The following is a 15345-nucleotide window of genomic DNA, read 5'->3' on the forward strand; positions in this document are numbered from 1 at the left end:
TTGGCAGGTATGGAAGCAGCGCACACCGACACGACGGGGGCCGCCGGGACCCCCGCCGCCACCGCCCGCCTCACCGTCCACTCGCCCGAGGAGATGCAGGAGCTCGGCCGCGGCCTCGCCGGGCTGCTGCGCCCCGGCGACCTCGTGATGCTCACCGGCGAACTGGGCGCCGGCAAGACGACCCTGACGCGCGGCCTCGGCGAGGGCCTCGGCGTGCGCGGCGCGGTCACCTCCCCGACGTTCGTCATCGCCCGCGTCCACCCGTCCCTGGTCGGCGGCCCCGCGCTGGTGCACGTCGACGCGTACCGGCTCGGCGGCGGCCTCGACGAGATGGAGGACCTCGACCTGGACGTCTCGCTGCCCGAGTCGGTGGTCGTGGTCGAGTGGGGCGAGGGCAAGGTCGAGGAGCTGACCGACGACCGGCTGCACGTGGTGATCGACCGGGTCGTCGGCTCCACGGACGACGACCGGCGCGAGGTGACGCTGACCGGTGTGGGGGCGCGCTGGGAGGGCGTGGACCTCGTTCCGCGCTGATCGCGCACCGTGAGCCGACGACGCACGTACTTTCCGACAAGACGTCGGTACATTGTTGCGCCGTACCTCCGAGGCGTGGTCACATGGATACCAGACGCTGGTTAGGTCTACCTAACTCACCCGTCCCGCCAGCGGAGCCAGGAGGCAACCATGCCGCAGCAGCAGCCGGAGCGGCAGCAGCCGTCGGAGGTGTCCATGCGTGACCTGCTGGCCTCCTGCGCGGCCGCGAGCGCCGTGTCCACCCCGCCGCGCCCGGAACCCGTCCAGGACCGGGAACCGGCCCGGACCGTCGAAGAACCGGACGAGCCCGGCGAGCCGGACGGGCCCAGCGAGCCCGGTGCGCCCGGCGGCGCGGCGGCCGGCGCCGACCGGCCGGAGGAACGCGAGGCGCCCCGGGCCGCGTGACCGCGGCCCGGGGCTACAGAGGGACGGGAGGCGCACGGCGCCGCGCCCGTCAGGGGACGACGACGACCTTCGAGGCGACCGTCGCGAACGACCACAGCGCGTCGCCGTCCGCCCGCGCCATCCGCACCCCGCCCGTACGGCGGGACGGGTCCGGGCTGGACATGGAGCCGTCGACGGCCGCGCTGAAGCCGATCGTGATCCCGTCCACCGTCGCGAACCGCACCACGTGCTCGACCTGCACCCCGTCGGAGCCGCGGACCGTGCCCGAGCGGGACGTCACGGCGTACGTGCCGGGCGCGGGGCCGACCGTGCTCGGCATGACGGGGAACGTGCGGACGACCTCGCCGCTCTCGTCGACCAGCCAGACCCGCCGGTCGGCCAGCGCGTACACGACCCGCTCGCCCGAACCCGACCGGGGCGGCAGGGCCGGGGCGTCCTCGGAGGGCTTCCCCGGCGCGCCCGACGCGGAAGGGGTGGCCGACGCGGACGGCGCCGCGGAGCCGGTCGCCTTCGTCCCGGACCGGAGGTCGGCGGGGGCGGTGGCCGACGCCTGGTAGGCGAGGAAGCCGACCGCCGCGAGCGCCGCCGCCGTGAGCCCGGCCACGAATCCCGAGCTGCTCCTTGCCACGCTGCTCCACCTCTCATACGACGTATCGATGTGACCGTAGCACCAGCGCCCGGCCGGGACGGGGCGCCGTGCCCGCCCCGCGGGCGCCGTAGGCTGTTCGCGTGCTGCTGCTCGCCATGGATACCGCCACCCCCGCCGTCACCGTCGCCCTCCACGACGGGCGGTCCGTCGTCGCCCAGTCGAGCCAGGTCGACGCGAGGCGGCACGGGGAACTGCTGCTGCCCGCCGTCCACCGCGTCCTCGGCGAGGCGGGCCTGAAGCTCGACGCCGTCACGGGTGTCGTCGTGGGCGTCGGCCCCGGCCCGTACACGGGGCTGCGGGTCGGCCTGGTCACGGCGGCCACGTTCGCCTCCGCGCTCGGCGTCCCCGTCCACGGGCTGTGCACGCTCGACGGGCTCGCGTACGCCTCGGGCATCGACGAGCCGTTCGTCGTGGCGACCGACGCGCGGCGCAAGGAGGTCTACTGGGCGCGGTACGACGACCACCGCACCCGTACGACCGAACCGTCCGTCGACCGGCCCGCCGACATCGCGGACCGGGTGGCCGGCCTCCCGGCGGTCGGCGCCGGGGCGCGGCTGTACGGCGAGGTCTTCCCGGACGCCCGCGACCCCGAGCACCAGTCGGCCGCCGCGCTCGCCGCGCTCGCCGCCGAACGGCTCGCGGCCGGCGAGGAGCTGCTGGAGCCGCGGCCGATGTACCTGCGCCGCCCCGACGCGCAGGTGCCGAAGAACTACAAGGTGGTCACGCCGAAGTGACCGGGCCCGTGCTGCGCGAGATGCGCTGGTGGGACATCGCGCCGGTGCTGGACCTCGAACGGGAGCTGTTCCCGGAGGACGCCTGGTCGGAGGGGATGTTCTGGTCCGAGCTGGCCCATGCGCGCGGCCCGCGGTCGACCCGGCGGTACGTCGTCGCCGAGGAATCCGGGGCCGGTGAGGCCGGCGGGGCCGGTGCGGACAGCGGGACCGGCGGGGGTGGCGGGACCGGCGCGCGGATCGTCGGGTACGCGGGGCTCGCGGCGGTCGGCGGGCTCGGCGACGTCCAGACCATCGCCGTCGCCCGCGACCACTGGGGCACCGGGCTCGGCGCCCGGCTGTTGACGGAGCTGCTCCACCACGCCACCGCCTTCGAGTGCGAGGAGGTGCTCCTGGAGGTACGGGTGGACAACACCCGGGCCCAGAAGCTGTACGAGCGCTTCGGCTTCGAACCGATCGGCTTCCGCCGCGGCTACTACCAGCCGGGGAACGTCGACGCGCTCGTGATGCGGCTGACCGTCCAGGACGCGACCGGGACCCCCGGCCCCGCCGGCCTCCCCGGGACCGCCACCGAGCCCACCCAGCTCCCCGAGCCCACCGAGCTCCCCGAGCCCGCCGAGCTCCCCCAATCCACCGAGCCCACCGAGACCACTGAGCCCACCGAGACCACTGAGAGCGCTGAGACCCATGGCTGACGAACCCCTCGTCCTCGGCATCGAGACCTCCTGCGACGAGACCGGCGTCGGCATCGTCCGCGGCACCACCCTGCTCGCGAACGCCGTCGCGTCGAGCGTGGACGCGCACGCCCGGTTCGGCGGCGTCGTCCCCGAGATCGCCTCCCGCGCCCACCTGGAGGCCATGGTCCCGACCATCGAACGCGCCCTGAGCGACGCCGGGGTCTCCGCGCGCGACCTCGACGGCATCGCGGTCACCGCCGGCCCCGGCCTCGCGGGCGCGCTGCTCGTCGGCGTCTCCGCGGCGAAGGCGTACGCGTACGCCCTGGACAAGCCGCTGTACGGGGTGAACCACCTGGCGTCGCACATCTGCGTCGACCAACTGGAGCACGGCCCGCTGCCCGAGCCGACGATGGCGCTGCTGGTCAGCGGCGGCCACTCGTCGCTGCTCCTGGCCCCCGACATCACCTCCGACGTCCGCCCCATGGGCGCCACGATCGACGACGCGGCGGGCGAGGCCTTCGACAAGATCGCGCGCGTGCTGAACCTGGGCTTCCCCGGCGGCCCGGTCATCGACCGGCTGGCCAAGGAGGGCGACCCCGACGCCATCGCGTTCCCGCGCGGGCTGACCGGGCCGCGCGACCCCGCGTACGACTTCTCCTTCTCCGGCCTCAAGACCGCCGTCGCCCGCTGGGTCGAGGCCCGGAGGAACGCCGGTGAGGACGTGCCCGTACGGGACGTGGCCGCGTCGTTCCAGGAGGCGGTCGTCGACGTGCTGACCCGCAAGGCCGTCCGGGCCTGCAAGGACCAGGGCGTCGACCACCTGATGATCGGCGGCGGCGTCGCCGCCAACTCCCGGCTGCGCGCCCTCGCGGAGGAGCGCTGCGAACGCGCCGGCATCCGGCTGCGGGTGCCGCGCCCCGGCCTGTGCACCGACAACGGCGCGATGGTCGCCGCGCTCGGCGCCGAGATGGTCGCCCGCAACCGGCCGGCCTCCGACCTGGAGCTGTCGGCGGACTCGTCGCTGCCGGTCACGGACCCCCACGTCCCGGGGAACCACGACCACGACCACCTGCACGAGATCAGCAAGGAGAACCTGTACTCGTGACGGTCACGTTGATGTGGGAGGCCCGCGCCGTCCCCGGCCGCGGTGCCGACCTCCTGGAGTGGGCCCGCGCGCAGCGGCTGCCCGCCGCACCGCTGCGCCGCGAGACGTTCACGGCGGCGCAGGACCGGGTCCTGGTCCTGACCTGGTGGGACGCCCCGGAAGGCGCCGAGGTCCCGGAGCTCCCGGAACCCCCCGTCGACCTGCTCACCCGCCCGGTCCACCGCTGGCGCTTCGTCTCGCACGGCGTCACCGACGGGCCCGGGGAAGGGGTTCCGGAGGCTCCGCGCGGCCGGATGGACCAGGGCGCGGCCCGTCCCTCGTAGGGACGCGGGAAGCGGGGACGGGGTGCCGCAGGGGCGAAAGGCGGGAACCGGCCCCGCCGCCCGGACGAAGGACCCTGCCGTCCCGCAGCCCGGTCGAGGAGCGGACCCGCTGGCACCCCGAAGGGGCCCTGCCGTCCCGCCGCCTGGCCGAAGGGGGGACCCTGCCGCCCGGTCGAAGGACCGTCCCCACCGCCCCGCCGAAGGGCCCCGCCGTCCCGCCGCCTGGCCGAAGGGCGGATGAGCCGCTCGGCGGTCCGCTCGTGGAGGAGCGGGGGGAGGCCGTCGGCGGCTGCTCCCCGACCTGTCCCGACCTGTCCCGACCTGACCCGTCCCGACCCGTCCCGTCCCGACCCGGCCCCGACCCGTCCCGGCCCGGGTCGGGGGCGGAGGTCGGACGAAGCCGAGGGGACCGCGCCCCCGGAGGAGGGCGGCCCGCCGGCGGGCGTCTAGCCTCTCCCCGTGTCCTCCCGCCTCCGCGCCCTGCCGCCGCCTCCGCCGCCCCCGCACCTGCGCACCTGGCCCGACCGGGAGGCGTTGCTCGCCGACCGGGACCGGGCGATGGGCGAGCTGGGCGGACGGTTGCTCGGCGGCGCCCGGCTGGTGGTGTTCCTGGTGTGGCTGTTGCTGCTGGAGATCGGCTGGGGGCTGGTCGGCGCCGCGCTCGTCACGTTCGACGAGGCCCTGGACCCGTTCGGCGCCGCCGTGTCCCTCGTCCTGGCCGGGCTGGGCGCCGGGGCGCTCGTCCCCGCCGCGTACTTCCAGGCCGCGGGCGTGCGCCGGGACCTGGCGGCGCGCCGGCTGTTCGTCCGGTGGGCCGCCCTGGACCACGCCCCCGCGCGCGACGTCCGGCACCGGGCGCCCGGGCTGAGCCTGGCGTGGCTGCTCGTGTCGTTCGCGCTGTGCGCGGCCGGGCTGTGGCTCTGCGTCGTGGTGCCCGTGTCGGCGCGGCCGGGCGCCACCACGTACGCCGAGGTCGTGTACGGGGTCGGCGCCGGGTTCCTGCTGTGGCTCACCGGGCTCGCCGGAGCGGCGAAGGCCGTGGCCCACTACCGGCTGGCCGTACGGCTGCTCAGCCCCGCTCCGCCGGCGCCGCGGCCGGACGCCCGATCAGCATCGTCGGAGCGCCCGCCACCCGCGTGAGGAACACCGTCGCCGCGTGCGGGCCCTTCGGCTTCACCCGGCGGCGCACCTCCTCCGGCTCCACCGCCGAACCGCGCTTCTTCACCGTCAGGACGCCCACCTCGCGCTCCCGCAGCAGCGCCTTCAGCCGCTTCAGGTTGAACGGCAGCTCGTCGGTGATCTCGTACGCGGCGGCGTACGGCGTCGGGCGCAGCTCGTCCGCCGTGACGTACGCGATCGTCTCGTCGACCAGCCCGCCGTCCAGCCGCGCGGCGACCGCCGCGACCAGGTGCGCCCGGATGACGGCGCCGTCCGGCTCGTACAGGTAGCGGCCGACCTTCCGGACCGGCGGGGCGGGCAGCGGCGCGGACGTGGCCAGGGTGGCGCCGGACGGCAGCAGCGTCGCCCGTACGGAGCCCGGGGCCGTGCCGAACCACAGCACGGCCTCCTTCACGTCCCCGCCGTCCGAGATCCACTCCGCCTCGGCCTCCGGCGGCACCGCCTCGTGCGGGATGCCCGGCGCGACCTTCAACGCCGCGTGCGGGGCCCGGCGGGCCGCGTCCACCGCCCACGACAGGGGCGGCGAGTACGCCTCCGGGTCGAAGATCCGGCCCCGCCCGCCCCTGCGCGCCGGGTCCACGAACACGGCGTCGTACGCGGCCGTGTCGACCTCCGTGACATCGGCGCAGCGCACCTCGATCAGGTCGGCGAGCCCCAGCGCCCCGGCGTTGGCGCGGGCGACGGCCGCCGTGAGCGGGTCGCGGTCGACGGCGAGGACGGCGATGCCCGCGCGGGCCAGCGCGACCGCGTCGCCCCCGATGCCGCAGCACAGGTCCGCGACGCGCCGCACGCCGAGCCGGGCGAAGGCCGCCGCCCGGTGCCGGGCGACCGACGCGCGCGTGGACTGCTCGACGCCGTTGGGGGTGAAGAACATCCGGTACGCGTCGTCGGCGCCGAACTTCGCCACCGCCCGCTGGCGCAGCCGCGCCTGCCCGAGCGCCGCCGACACGAGCTCCGCGGGGTGGCTCCGGCGCAGCCGGGAGGCGACGGCCAGCTCCTGGGCGGGGTCGTAGTGGCGCAGGTCGGCGAGGAGGTCCCGGCCCTCGTCGGTGAGGAGCGCGGAGAAGGCGGCGAGATCGGTCACCCGTCCCATTCTGGTCCAGTGTGGGCCGGCCGGGGGACGGTGCCCGGCCCGGCGGCGGTGTCGTCCGCGTGCCGGGGTGCCGCGCTGACAGGATGCGGCGCCATGCAGCTAGTACGACAAAAGCGTCCATCATCGGTAAATCGGACTGGCATGAGGATGGCTGCGGTCCTGCTCGTCGCCGCCCTGGGGACGGCCTGCGCGACGGAGGGCGCCGGCCCGACCGGAACCGGACCGTCTGGAACCGGACCGTCCGGAATCGGCCCGTCCGGAACCGGTGCGGCGGGCCACCACGGCCGCCAGGGTCAGGGCCAGCAGGCCCAGGGCGGGCAGGGGCAGCAGGCCCCGCAGGCGCGGCCCCGGACCGCGTCCGGAGCGCTGACCGCGTACGTCGAGCGGTACCGGCGGGCGCACGCGGCCCGCACGGCCCTGGCCCGGAAGTGGGGCCTGAGACAGGTGCCGCTCCTCCCGCCGGACCCGCCGAAGGCGAAACCCGAGATCACCTTCCGCGAGGGCTTCGAGGTCGGCGACCCCGACCTCCCACCGGTCTTCACCACCGTCCCCACCCGCGACCGCGTCGTCTTCCTGACCATCGACGACGGCGCGGAGAAGGACCCCGAGCTGCTGCGGATGATGTCCGAACTGAACATCCCGTACAGCGCCTTCCTCAGCGACTACCTGGTCAAGGAGGACTACGGCTACTTCAAGCGCATGCAGGACCTCGGCGTCGCCCTGCACAACCACACCCTCACCCACCCCTACATGCCCGCGCTGTCGTACGAGGAGCAGAAGCACGAGATCTGCGGCCAGCAGGACGTCATCGAGCGCCGCTACGGCAAGCGGCCCACGCTGTTCCGCCCGCCGTACGGCAACTACGACGCCGACACGCTGCGCGCCGCGCGGGACTGCGGGATCAAGGCCGTGCCGCTGTGGTCCGCCGAGGCGTTCCCGGACCGCATGGAGTGGCGCGAGTGGGACCGTGACCTGCACCCCGGCGACATCGTCCTCACCCACTTCCGCGGCCGCGGCGACTGGGAGGGGTCGATGGCCGACATGGTCCGCCAGGCCATGGACACCATCACCGAGCGCGGGTACGCGGTCGCCCGGCTGGAGGACTACGTCTGAGCCGCGGCGCGCCCGCGACGCGGTCCGGCCGCCTTTCGTCGCACGTCAGTACGGGTGCGGACGCGGCGCGCGGCGGGTAACTGGCACTCCGCTTGACCGAGTGCTAATCGCGGTCATAGTCTCGGCTCTGGCACTCCCCATCGGAGAGTGCCAACACAGCGACGGGCAGGTCCGGCACCCGCGACGACGGATCCACCTGGTCGCCACCTCAGACAGTTGACCCCGTGAGATCTCCGAAGGGGGAGGTCGGATCGTGACGACCACCAGCTCCAAGGTTGCCATCAAGCCGCTCGAGGACCGCATCGTGGTCCAGCCGCTCGACGCCGAGCAGACCACGGCCTCTGGCCTGGTCATTCCGGACACCGCCAAGGAGAAGCCCCAGGAGGGCGTCGTCCTGGCCGTCGGCCCGGGCCGCTTCGAGAACGGCGAGCGCCTGCCGCTCGACGTCAAGACCGGCGACATCGTGCTCTACAGCAAGTACGGCGGCACCGAGGTGAAGTACAGCGGCGAGGAGTACCTCGTCCTCTCGGCCCGCGACGTGCTCGCGATCGTCGAGAAGTAATCCACCACGTGCCGTGAACCGCGCCCCTGGCCCCCGCTGCTGTGCTGCCGCACGTGCGTCGGGCGGCGAGGGGCGCCGTTCCTTCTCCATCCAGTACCGAGAGGGCTGAATCGCTCCCATGGCGAAGATCCTGAAGTTCGACGAGGACGCCCGTCGCGCCCTTGAGCGCGGCGTCAACAAGCTTGCCGACACCGTCAAGGTGACGATCGGCCCCAAGGGTCGCAACGTCGTCATCGACAAGAAGTTCGGTGCGCCGACCATCACCAACGACGGTGTCACCATCGCCCGCGAGATCGAGGTCGAGGACCCGTACGAGAACCTCGGTGCCCAGCTGGTGAAGGAGGTGGCGACCAAGACCAACGACATCGCCGGCGACGGCACCACCACCGCCACCGTCCTGGCCCAGGCGCTGGTCCGCGAGGGTCTGCGCAACGTTGCCGCGGGCGCCTCCCCGGCCGCCCTGAAGAAGGGCATCGACGCCGCGGTCAAGGCCGTCTCCGACGAGCTGCTCGCCACGGCCCGCCCGATCGACGAGAAGTCCGACATCGCCGCGGTCGCCGCGCTGTCCGCCCAGGACCAGCAGGTCGGCGAGCTGATCGCCGAGGCCATGGACAAGGTCGGCAAGGACGGCGTCATCACCGTCGAGGAGTCCAACACCTTCGGCCTGGAGCTCGACTTCACCGAGGGCATGGCCTTCGACAAGGGCTACCTGTCGCCGTACATGGTCACCGACCAGGAGCGCATGGAGGCCGTCCTCGACGACCCGTACATCCTGATCCACCAGGGCAAGATCTCCGCCATCGCGGACCTGCTGCCCCTCCTGGAGAAGGTCATCCAGACCGGTGGCTCCAAGCCGCTGCTGATCGTCGCCGAGGACGTCGAGGGCGAGGCCCTGTCGACCCTCGTCGTGAACAAGATCCGCGGCACGTTCAACGCCGTCGCGGTCAAGGCCCCCGGCTTCGGCGACCGCCGCAAGGCGATGCTCGGCGACATGGCCGCCCTCACCGGCGCCACCGTGGTCGCCGAGGAGGTCGGCCTCAAGCTCGACCAGGTCGGCCTGGACGTGCTGGGCACCGCCCGCCGCGTGACCGTCACCAAGGACGACACCACCATCGTCGACGGCGGTGGCAACTCCGGGGACGTCGCGGGCCGCATCGCCCAGATCAAGTCCGAGATCGAGACGACCGACTCCGACTGGGACCGCGAGAAGCTCCAGGAGCGCCTCGCGAAGCTCGCCGGCGGCGTGTGCGTGATCAAGGTCGGCGCCGCCACCGAGGTGGAGCTGAAGGAGAAGAAGCACCGTCTGGAGGACGCCATCTCCGCGACCCGCGCCGCGGTCGAGGAGGGCATCGTCTCCGGTGGTGGTTCCGCGCTGGTCCACGCCGTGAAGGTGCTGGATGACAACCTCGGCAAGGACGGCGACGAGGCCACCGGTGTCGCGGTCGTCCGCCGCGCCGCCGTCGAGCCGCTGCGCTGGATCGCCGAGAACGCCGGCCTCGAGGGCTACGTCATCACCTCGAAGGTCGCCGAGCTCGACAAGGGCCAGGGCTTCAACGCCGCCACCGGCGAGTACGGCGACCTGGTCAAGGCCGGCGTCATCGACCCGGTGAAGGTCACCCGCTCCGCGCTGGAGAACGCCGCGTCGATCGCCTCCCTCCTCCTCACCACCGAGACCCTCGTGGTGGAGAAGAAGGAAGAGGAGCCGGCGGACGCGGGCCACGGCCACAGCCACGGCCACTCCCACTGACGCTCCGTCAGCGGACGCGCGCCCCGGCCCCGCGCCGGGGCCGCGCGCCGGACACGACGAGGCCCGGTGCCCCCTCGGGGGGCACCGGGCCTCGCCCGTACCGGCGTCGCCCCTCCTGCCGCGGGCGTGGTGGCGCCCCGCCCGTGCGGGGCTCGTCCGCCCTCCTGCGGGTCGTACTCGCGCCCCGCCCGTGCGGGAGCCGTTCGTCCTGCCGCGGACCGTGGGGCGCGCCTCGCCCGTGCCGACGCCTTCCGCCCTACTGCGGGCCGTACTTGCGGCCCGCCCGCGAGCTCACCCCGCCCAGCAGCCCGCGCGGCACCAGCTTCACCACCCCCATCAGCGCCTTGTACCGCGGGTCCGGCACCGACAGCGTCCGCCCGCGCGCCAGGTCCGCGAGCGCGTCCGCCACGACCTTGTCGGCGTCCAGCCACATCCACCCCGGGATGTTGTCCGTGCCCATCCCGGCCCGCTGGTGGAACTCCGTCCGTACGAAACCGGGGCACAGCGCCATCAGCCGCACCCCGCTCCCCGCGAGGTCCCGCGCCGCGCCCTGCGTGAACTGCACGACCCACGCCTTCGACGCCCCGTACGTGCCGCGCGGCACGAAGGCGGCGACGGACGCGACGTTCACCACGCCGCCCCGCCGCCGCTCCCGCATCGCGGCCGTCGCCGCCGCCGTCAGTCGCAGCACCGCCTCGCAGTGCACCTTCAGCATCCGCAGTTCGTCGTCCATCGCCACGTCGAGGAAGCGGCCCTTGTTGCCGAAGCCCGCGTTGTTGACCAGCAGGTCCACCGGCCGCTTCACGTCGGCGAGCCGCGCCTCCACGGCGGCGATGCCCGCGTCCTGAGCGAGGTCGGCGGGCAGCACCTCCGCCTCGACGCCGTGCCGGTCGTGCAGTTCGGTCGCCTGCTCCCGGAGCCTTTCCACATCGCGGGCGACCAGGACCACGTCGTGGCCGTCGGCCGCCAGCCGCCGCGCGAAGGCGGCCCCGATACCCGCCGTCGCGCCAGTAATCAGTGCACTCGTCATACGCGGCACGTTAGTGCCCCGCCCGGGCGCGCCGGCGCCCCGCCCGCCGGACCCGGCGCGCGTCCGGCGCGGCTCCGGCGCGGACCCGGCTCAGGAGACCGGCGCTCCGGACGTCCGCTCCACGTACGTCCGCGCCGCCTCCCGCAGTTCCGGGTGCGGGGCGTCGCCCGCCGCCAGGACCCGCGGCAGCAGTTCGCGCCGCGTGGTCTGCGCGCGGAACGCCAGCGCCACGGTCACGTCGTGGTCCGGCCGGTGCACGACCTCGACCGGATCGCCCGCCCGGACCTCGCCCGGCACGACCACCCGCAGGTACGCCCCCGGCGCCCCGCGCTCGGTGAACCGCCTGACCCACCCCTGCTCGCCCAGCCAGCCCGCGAACGTACGGCACGGCACGCGCGCGTCCGTCACCTCCAGCACCAGCGACGCGCCGATCCGCCACCGCTCCCCGAGCAGCGCCCCGTCCACGTCGATCCCCTCCGTGGTCAGGTTCTCCCCGAACGAGCCGTTCGGCAGCGGACGGCCCAGCTCCCGCTGCCAGCGGTCCAGCTCCTCGCGCGCGAAGGCGTACACCGCCTGGTCCGAACCGCCGTGGTGGCGCAGGTCGCACACCGCGTCCCCGGCCAGGCCCCCGCCGCCGACCCCCTTGGGGCCCGGGTCCGCCACCCGTACGGGCCCGTCCACCGGGACCTTCTCGATCCCGGTCTCGCCGCTCGGCGCGTTCGTGTACCCCACCTTCTTCCGGCGTCCCGTGTTGACCGTCAGCACCCGCATCGCCGTGAACTCACTCATGGCCGCACGCTAGCGCCGATGCGCTCAAAGGTTCCACGAGGTATTTCGCGCCACCCTAAAGAGTCCCTTATATTCGGGACGGTGATCGAAGCCCGTCACCTCCGAGTCCTCCGCGCCGTGGCCGCCACCGGCTCCTTCTCCGCCGCGGCCCGCGAGCTGGGCTGCACCCAGCCGGCCGTCAGCCAGCAGATGAAGGCACTGGAGTCCTCCGCCGGCACGCCGCTGCTCATCCGCACCGGCCGCGAGATGCGCCTCACCCAGGCGGGCGAGGCCCTGGTCCGGCACGCCGCGGGCATCCTCGCCGGGCTGACCGCCGCCGAGGAGGAGGTCGCCGCCATCGCGGGCCTGCGCGCCGGCCGCGTCCGGCTCGTCTCCTTCCCGAGCGGCAGCTCCACGCTCGTCCCCACCGCCCTCGCCGCCCTGCGCGCCGCGCACCCCGGCACGCGCGTCTCCCTCGTCGAGGCGGAGCCGCCCCGCTCGGTCGAGATGCTCCGGGAGGGCGACTGCGACATCGCCCTGGCCTTCCGGTACGCGGGCGGCGCCGCCGAGTGGGACGACCTGGTCGTGCGGCCCCTGCTCACCGACCGGCTCGTCGGCCTCGTCCCCGAGGGGCACCGGCTGGCCGGCGCGGACGCCGTGGCGATCGGGGAGCTGGCCGGGGAGCCCTGGATCGCGGGCTGCCCCCGCTGCCGCCGCCAGTTGGTCGAGGTGTGCGAGGACGCCGGGTTCACGCCCCGCATCGACTTCGCGACCGACGACTACCCGGCGGTCGTGGGGCTCGTCGGCGCGGGCCTCGGCGTGGCCGTCCTGCCGGAGCTGGCCGTCGAGTCCGTACGTCCCCGGGGCGCCCGTACGGTCGCGGTGGAGCCGCCGGTGGAGCGGGAGATCGTCGCCCTCACCCTGCCGGACCTGGCACAGGTCCCGGCCGTCGCGGCCACGCTGGACCGGCTGGCGCAGGCGGCTTCGCGCGCGTAGGAGGGGAACCGCGCAGCGGACCGGGAGGACACCGACCGGGCAGGCGGCTTCGCGCGCGTAGGAGGGGAACCGCGCAGCGGACCGGGAGGACGCCGACCGGGCAGGCGGCTTCGCGCGCGTAGGAGGGGGACGTGCCGTACGCGCCGCCGCTGAAACGTTCCTTCTGGTATCGGGTCCCGGTCTGCCGTCAGCCGTTTCCCGCCGGTGCCGTCGACGTGGTGACCAGCCGGGTGCGCGCCCGGCCCATCAGCTCCTCGCGCTCGTCCTCGGTGAGGCCGCCCCATACGCCGTAGGGCTCGCGCACGGCCAGTGCGTGGGCGGCGCACTCGGCGCGCACCGGGCAGCGCATGCAGACCTCCTTCGCCGAGTTCTCACGCGCGCTCCGTGCCGCGCCACGCTCTCCCTCGGGGTGGAAGAACAGCGAACTGTCGACCCCCCGGCAGGCCGCGAGCAGCTGCCAGTCCCACAGGTCGGCGTTGGGTCCGGGAAGGCGGGAGAAATCTGCCATGGCGCATGTCCCCTTGGTGCCGGTACTGAGCTTACTGAGCGGACTACTTGTCGCAGTAGATGTAAATATGACTCATTGCGAATCTAGCCACAGACACCGCCGAAGGGAAGGAAAAGCCGCTAAATGGGGCATAACCCTGAGTGGAGCGGTGATGACCTGCGGTGCTCTGCTCCGTGTGCACCTCCTCACGCTGCGTATGGAAGGGGTGCGCGGACCCGTAACTCTTTCGAGTGACCGTCGTTGAGAGTGCGGAGGCGGTTGAAAGAAGAAGCGCTCGGGCGGGTGTCCGAGGGCGTCAACCGCACAGGTGACGATTCGTAACCAGCCTGGAGGCACAAGGTGACGCGCATCAGCTGCGGAGGACGGCCATGACATCCGTCCTCGTCTGCGACGACTCCCCGCTTGCCCGAGAAGCGCTCCGCCGCGCCGTCGCGACCGTGCCCGGCGTCGAGCGCGTGACGACCGCGGCCAACGGCGAGGAAGTCCTCCGCCGCTGGGGCGCCGACCGCTCGGACCTGATTCTGATGGACGTGCGCATGCCCGGCCTGGGCGGCGTGGAGACCGTCCGCCGGCTGCTCTCCGCGGATCCCGGCGCCCGCATCATCATGCTCACGGTCGCCGAGGACCTCGACGGCGTCGCCCTCGCCGTCGCCGCCGGCGCCCGCGGGTACCTGCACAAGGACGCCTCGCGCGCGGAGCTGCGGGCCACCGTCACGCAGGCGCTGGCCGACCCGACCTGGCGGCTCGCCCCGCGCCGGCTGCGCTCCGCCGAGATGGGCGCCGCGCCGACGCTCACGGCCCGCGAGATCCAGGTGCTGGAGGGCATGAGCCACGGCCGGTCGAACGCCGAGATCGGCCGCGAGCTGTTCCTCTCCGAGGACACGGTCAAGACCCACGCCCGGCGGCTGTTCAAGAAGCTGGGCGCCTCGGACCGCGCCCACGCCGTCGCGCTCGGCTTCCGCTGGGGCCTGGTCCGGTAGCGCGACCCGGTCCCTGAAGTGGCCGTTCTGGACCCCGTCCGCCGCGCGGCGGACGGGGCGGCGCAGGCCCGATGTCTGTTTCCTGCGCGATGCCGCATCCTTGAGGGGTGGAGTTCCTCGGGGACGAGTCGATCGAGCGGGAGGGGAGGGCGCAGGGGATGACTTCCGGCGCACCTGCTCATAACGCTTCGGTGCACAAGGCTGGACGCGGTGCCTCGGAGCGGACGCGGTCAAGGCACCATGGACCGATGCGCGACGACCAGACGCCGGCCACCCCGACGCCCCCCGCCGGGCCGGGGTCGATCGGAGCACTCGTGCACCGCGCGGTGGAGGGTGACGAACAGGCCACGCACGACCTCCTGGCCCACGTCCACCCGCTGGCCCTGCGCTACTGCCGCACGCGGCTGAGCCGGCTGCCCGGCGACGCCCGTCACTTCGTCGAGGACCTGGCGCAGGAGGTCTGCGTCGCCGTCCTCATGGCCCTGCCCCGCTACAAGGACACGGGCCGCCCCTTCGAGGCGTTCGTCTTCGCCATCGCCGGGCACAAGGTCGCCGATCTCCAGCGGGCCGCCATGCGGCACCCCGGCTCGACCGCCGTGCCCTCCGACGAGATGCCCGAGCGGCCCGACGACTCGCTGGGCCCCGAGGAGCGGGCCCTCCTCAGCGACGACGCCGAATGGGCCAGACGCCTCCTCGCCAACCTCCCGGAGAACCAGCGGGAGCTGCTCGTCCTGCGCGTCGCCGTCGGCCTCACCGCCGAGGAGACCGGCCAGATGCTCGGGATGTCCCCCGGGGCCGTACGGGTCGCCCAGCACCGCGCGCTCAGCCGCCTGCGGGCCCTGGCCGGCCAGTAGGGCCCGCGGGCCCGGGCGCCACCGCGCCGGGCCGTCGCGGAGTCGCGCCGTCATGGAGCCGCGCCGTCGCGGAGCCGTATGGCGGATGTCA

Annotated in this window: 17 protein-coding genes and 1 pseudogene; 13 read left to right on the forward strand and 5 right to left on the reverse strand. The window is 74.2% G+C overall.

The features are described 5' to 3' along the window. Positions 1–9: 9 nt before the first annotated feature. Positions 10–534 carry a tRNA (adenosine(37)-N6)-threonylcarbamoyltransferase complex ATPase subunit type 1 TsaE gene (tsaE, locus tag AC07D6_RS06960; protein WP_315876850.1) on the forward strand — a complete coding sequence of 175 codons (525 nt, stop codon included), beginning with the start codon at positions 10–12 and terminating at the stop codon, positions 532–534. A gap of 150 nt (positions 535–684) precedes the next feature. Continuing rightward, positions 685–939 (forward strand): hypothetical protein, encoded by a 255-nt coding sequence (locus tag AC07D6_RS06965; protein WP_479042631.1) that lies wholly within the window; start codon positions 685–687, stop codon positions 937–939. Positions 940–988: 49 nt separating this feature from the next. Here AC07D6_RS06965 and AC07D6_RS06970 read toward each other — a convergent pair whose 3' ends face one another. Next, positions 989–1567, reverse strand: a complete 579-nt coding sequence (locus AC07D6_RS06970; RefSeq protein ID WP_315876852.1) for a L,D-transpeptidase — start codon at positions 1565–1567, stop codon at positions 989–991. 101 nt (positions 1568–1668) lie between these two features. Here AC07D6_RS06970 and tsaB point away from each other — a divergent pair, with 101 nt between their 5' ends. From tsaB to AC07D6_RS06995, 5 genes and pseudogenes are all read left to right on the forward strand, one after another. After that, a complete protein-coding gene (gene tsaB, locus AC07D6_RS06975) occupies positions 1669–2322 on the forward strand; it encodes a tRNA (adenosine(37)-N6)-threonylcarbamoyltransferase complex dimerization subunit type 1 TsaB (RefSeq protein WP_315876853.1) in 654 nt (217 codons plus the stop codon). A 20-nt stretch (positions 2323–2342) separates the two neighbouring features. Further along, a pseudogene (gene rimI, locus AC07D6_RS06980) lies at positions 2343–2858 on the forward strand (ribosomal protein S18-alanine N-acetyltransferase); the annotation flags it as partial. A gap of 148 nt (positions 2859–3006) precedes the next feature. Beyond that, a complete protein-coding gene (tsaD, locus tag AC07D6_RS06985; RefSeq protein ID WP_315876854.1) occupies positions 3007–4101 on the forward strand; it encodes a tRNA (adenosine(37)-N6)-threonylcarbamoyltransferase complex transferase subunit TsaD in 1095 nt (364 codons plus the stop codon). Further along, complete coding sequence (locus AC07D6_RS06990) at positions 4098–4424, forward strand: hypothetical protein (protein WP_479042635.1); 327 nt, start codon at positions 4098–4100, stop codon at positions 4422–4424. The genes tsaD and AC07D6_RS06990 overlap by 4 nt, the downstream gene beginning before the upstream one ends. A 459-nt stretch (positions 4425–4883) precedes the next feature. Then, positions 4884–5564 carry a hypothetical protein gene (locus tag AC07D6_RS06995; RefSeq protein WP_479042637.1) on the forward strand — a complete coding sequence of 227 codons (681 nt, stop codon included), beginning with the start codon at positions 4884–4886 and terminating at the stop codon, positions 5562–5564. Here the strand turns inward: AC07D6_RS06995 and AC07D6_RS07000 are convergent. Next, positions 5494–6696 (reverse strand): class I SAM-dependent methyltransferase, encoded by a 1203-nt coding sequence (locus AC07D6_RS07000; protein WP_315876858.1) that lies wholly within the window; start codon positions 6694–6696, stop codon positions 5494–5496. The two genes, AC07D6_RS06995 and AC07D6_RS07000, sit on opposite strands and share 71 nt — an antisense overlap. 141 nt (positions 6697–6837) lie before the next feature. On the opposite strand from AC07D6_RS07000, the gene AC07D6_RS07005 reads away from it, so the two are divergent. The 3 genes from AC07D6_RS07005 (at position 6838) to groL (ending at position 10118) form a co-directional block, all read left to right on the forward strand. Next, a complete protein-coding gene (locus tag AC07D6_RS07005) occupies positions 6838–7809 on the forward strand; it encodes a polysaccharide deacetylase family protein (protein ID WP_479042640.1) in 972 nt (323 codons plus the stop codon). A gap of 253 nt (positions 7810–8062) precedes the next feature. Further along, entirely contained in the window at positions 8063–8371 is a 309-nt protein-coding gene (groES, locus tag AC07D6_RS07010) for a co-chaperone GroES (protein ID WP_010471835.1), read from the forward strand. A 118-nt stretch (positions 8372–8489) separates the two neighbouring features. Then, positions 8490–10118: a chaperonin GroEL gene (gene groL / locus AC07D6_RS07015; RefSeq protein WP_315876860.1), complete on the forward strand. Its 1629-nt coding sequence runs from the start codon at positions 8490–8492 to the stop codon at positions 10116–10118. A 256-nt stretch (positions 10119–10374) separates the two neighbouring features. On the opposite strand, the gene AC07D6_RS07020 is transcribed toward groL, so the two are convergent. Together AC07D6_RS07020 and AC07D6_RS07025 are read right to left on the reverse strand one after the other, a co-directional pair. Next, entirely contained in the window at positions 10375–11148 is a 774-nt protein-coding gene (locus AC07D6_RS07020; RefSeq protein WP_479042643.1) for an SDR family NAD(P)-dependent oxidoreductase, read from the reverse strand. A gap of 90 nt (positions 11149–11238) precedes the next feature. Continuing rightward, on the reverse strand, positions 11239–11919 hold the full coding sequence (locus AC07D6_RS07025; RefSeq protein WP_479042967.1) for an MOSC domain-containing protein: 681 nt from the start codon (positions 11917–11919) through the stop codon (positions 11239–11241). 99 nt (positions 11920–12018) lie between these two features. Between AC07D6_RS07025 and AC07D6_RS07030 the strand changes: the two genes are divergently transcribed. After that, a complete protein-coding gene (locus tag AC07D6_RS07030; RefSeq protein ID WP_315876862.1) occupies positions 12019–12912 on the forward strand; it encodes a LysR family transcriptional regulator in 894 nt (297 codons plus the stop codon). Between the two features lie 187 nt (positions 12913–13099). Here the strand turns inward: AC07D6_RS07030 and AC07D6_RS07035 are convergent, their stop codons facing one another. Next, complete coding sequence (locus AC07D6_RS07035; protein ID WP_315876863.1) at positions 13100–13420, reverse strand: WhiB family transcriptional regulator; 321 nt, start codon at positions 13418–13420, stop codon at positions 13100–13102. A 368-nt stretch (positions 13421–13788) separates the two neighbouring features. On the opposite strand from AC07D6_RS07035, the gene AC07D6_RS07040 reads away from it, so the two are divergent. After that, positions 13789–14400: a response regulator transcription factor gene (locus AC07D6_RS07040; RefSeq protein WP_003948568.1), complete on the forward strand. Its 612-nt coding sequence runs from the start codon at positions 13789–13791 to the stop codon at positions 14398–14400. 248 nt (positions 14401–14648) lie between these two features. After that, positions 14649–15254, forward strand: coding sequence for a sigma-70 family RNA polymerase sigma factor (locus tag AC07D6_RS07045; RefSeq protein ID WP_315876864.1), 606 nt, complete (start codon positions 14649–14651; stop codon positions 15252–15254). Positions 15255–15345: the final 91 nt, after the last annotated feature.

The organism is Streptomyces sp. NPDC045287 (assembly GCF_056432325.1).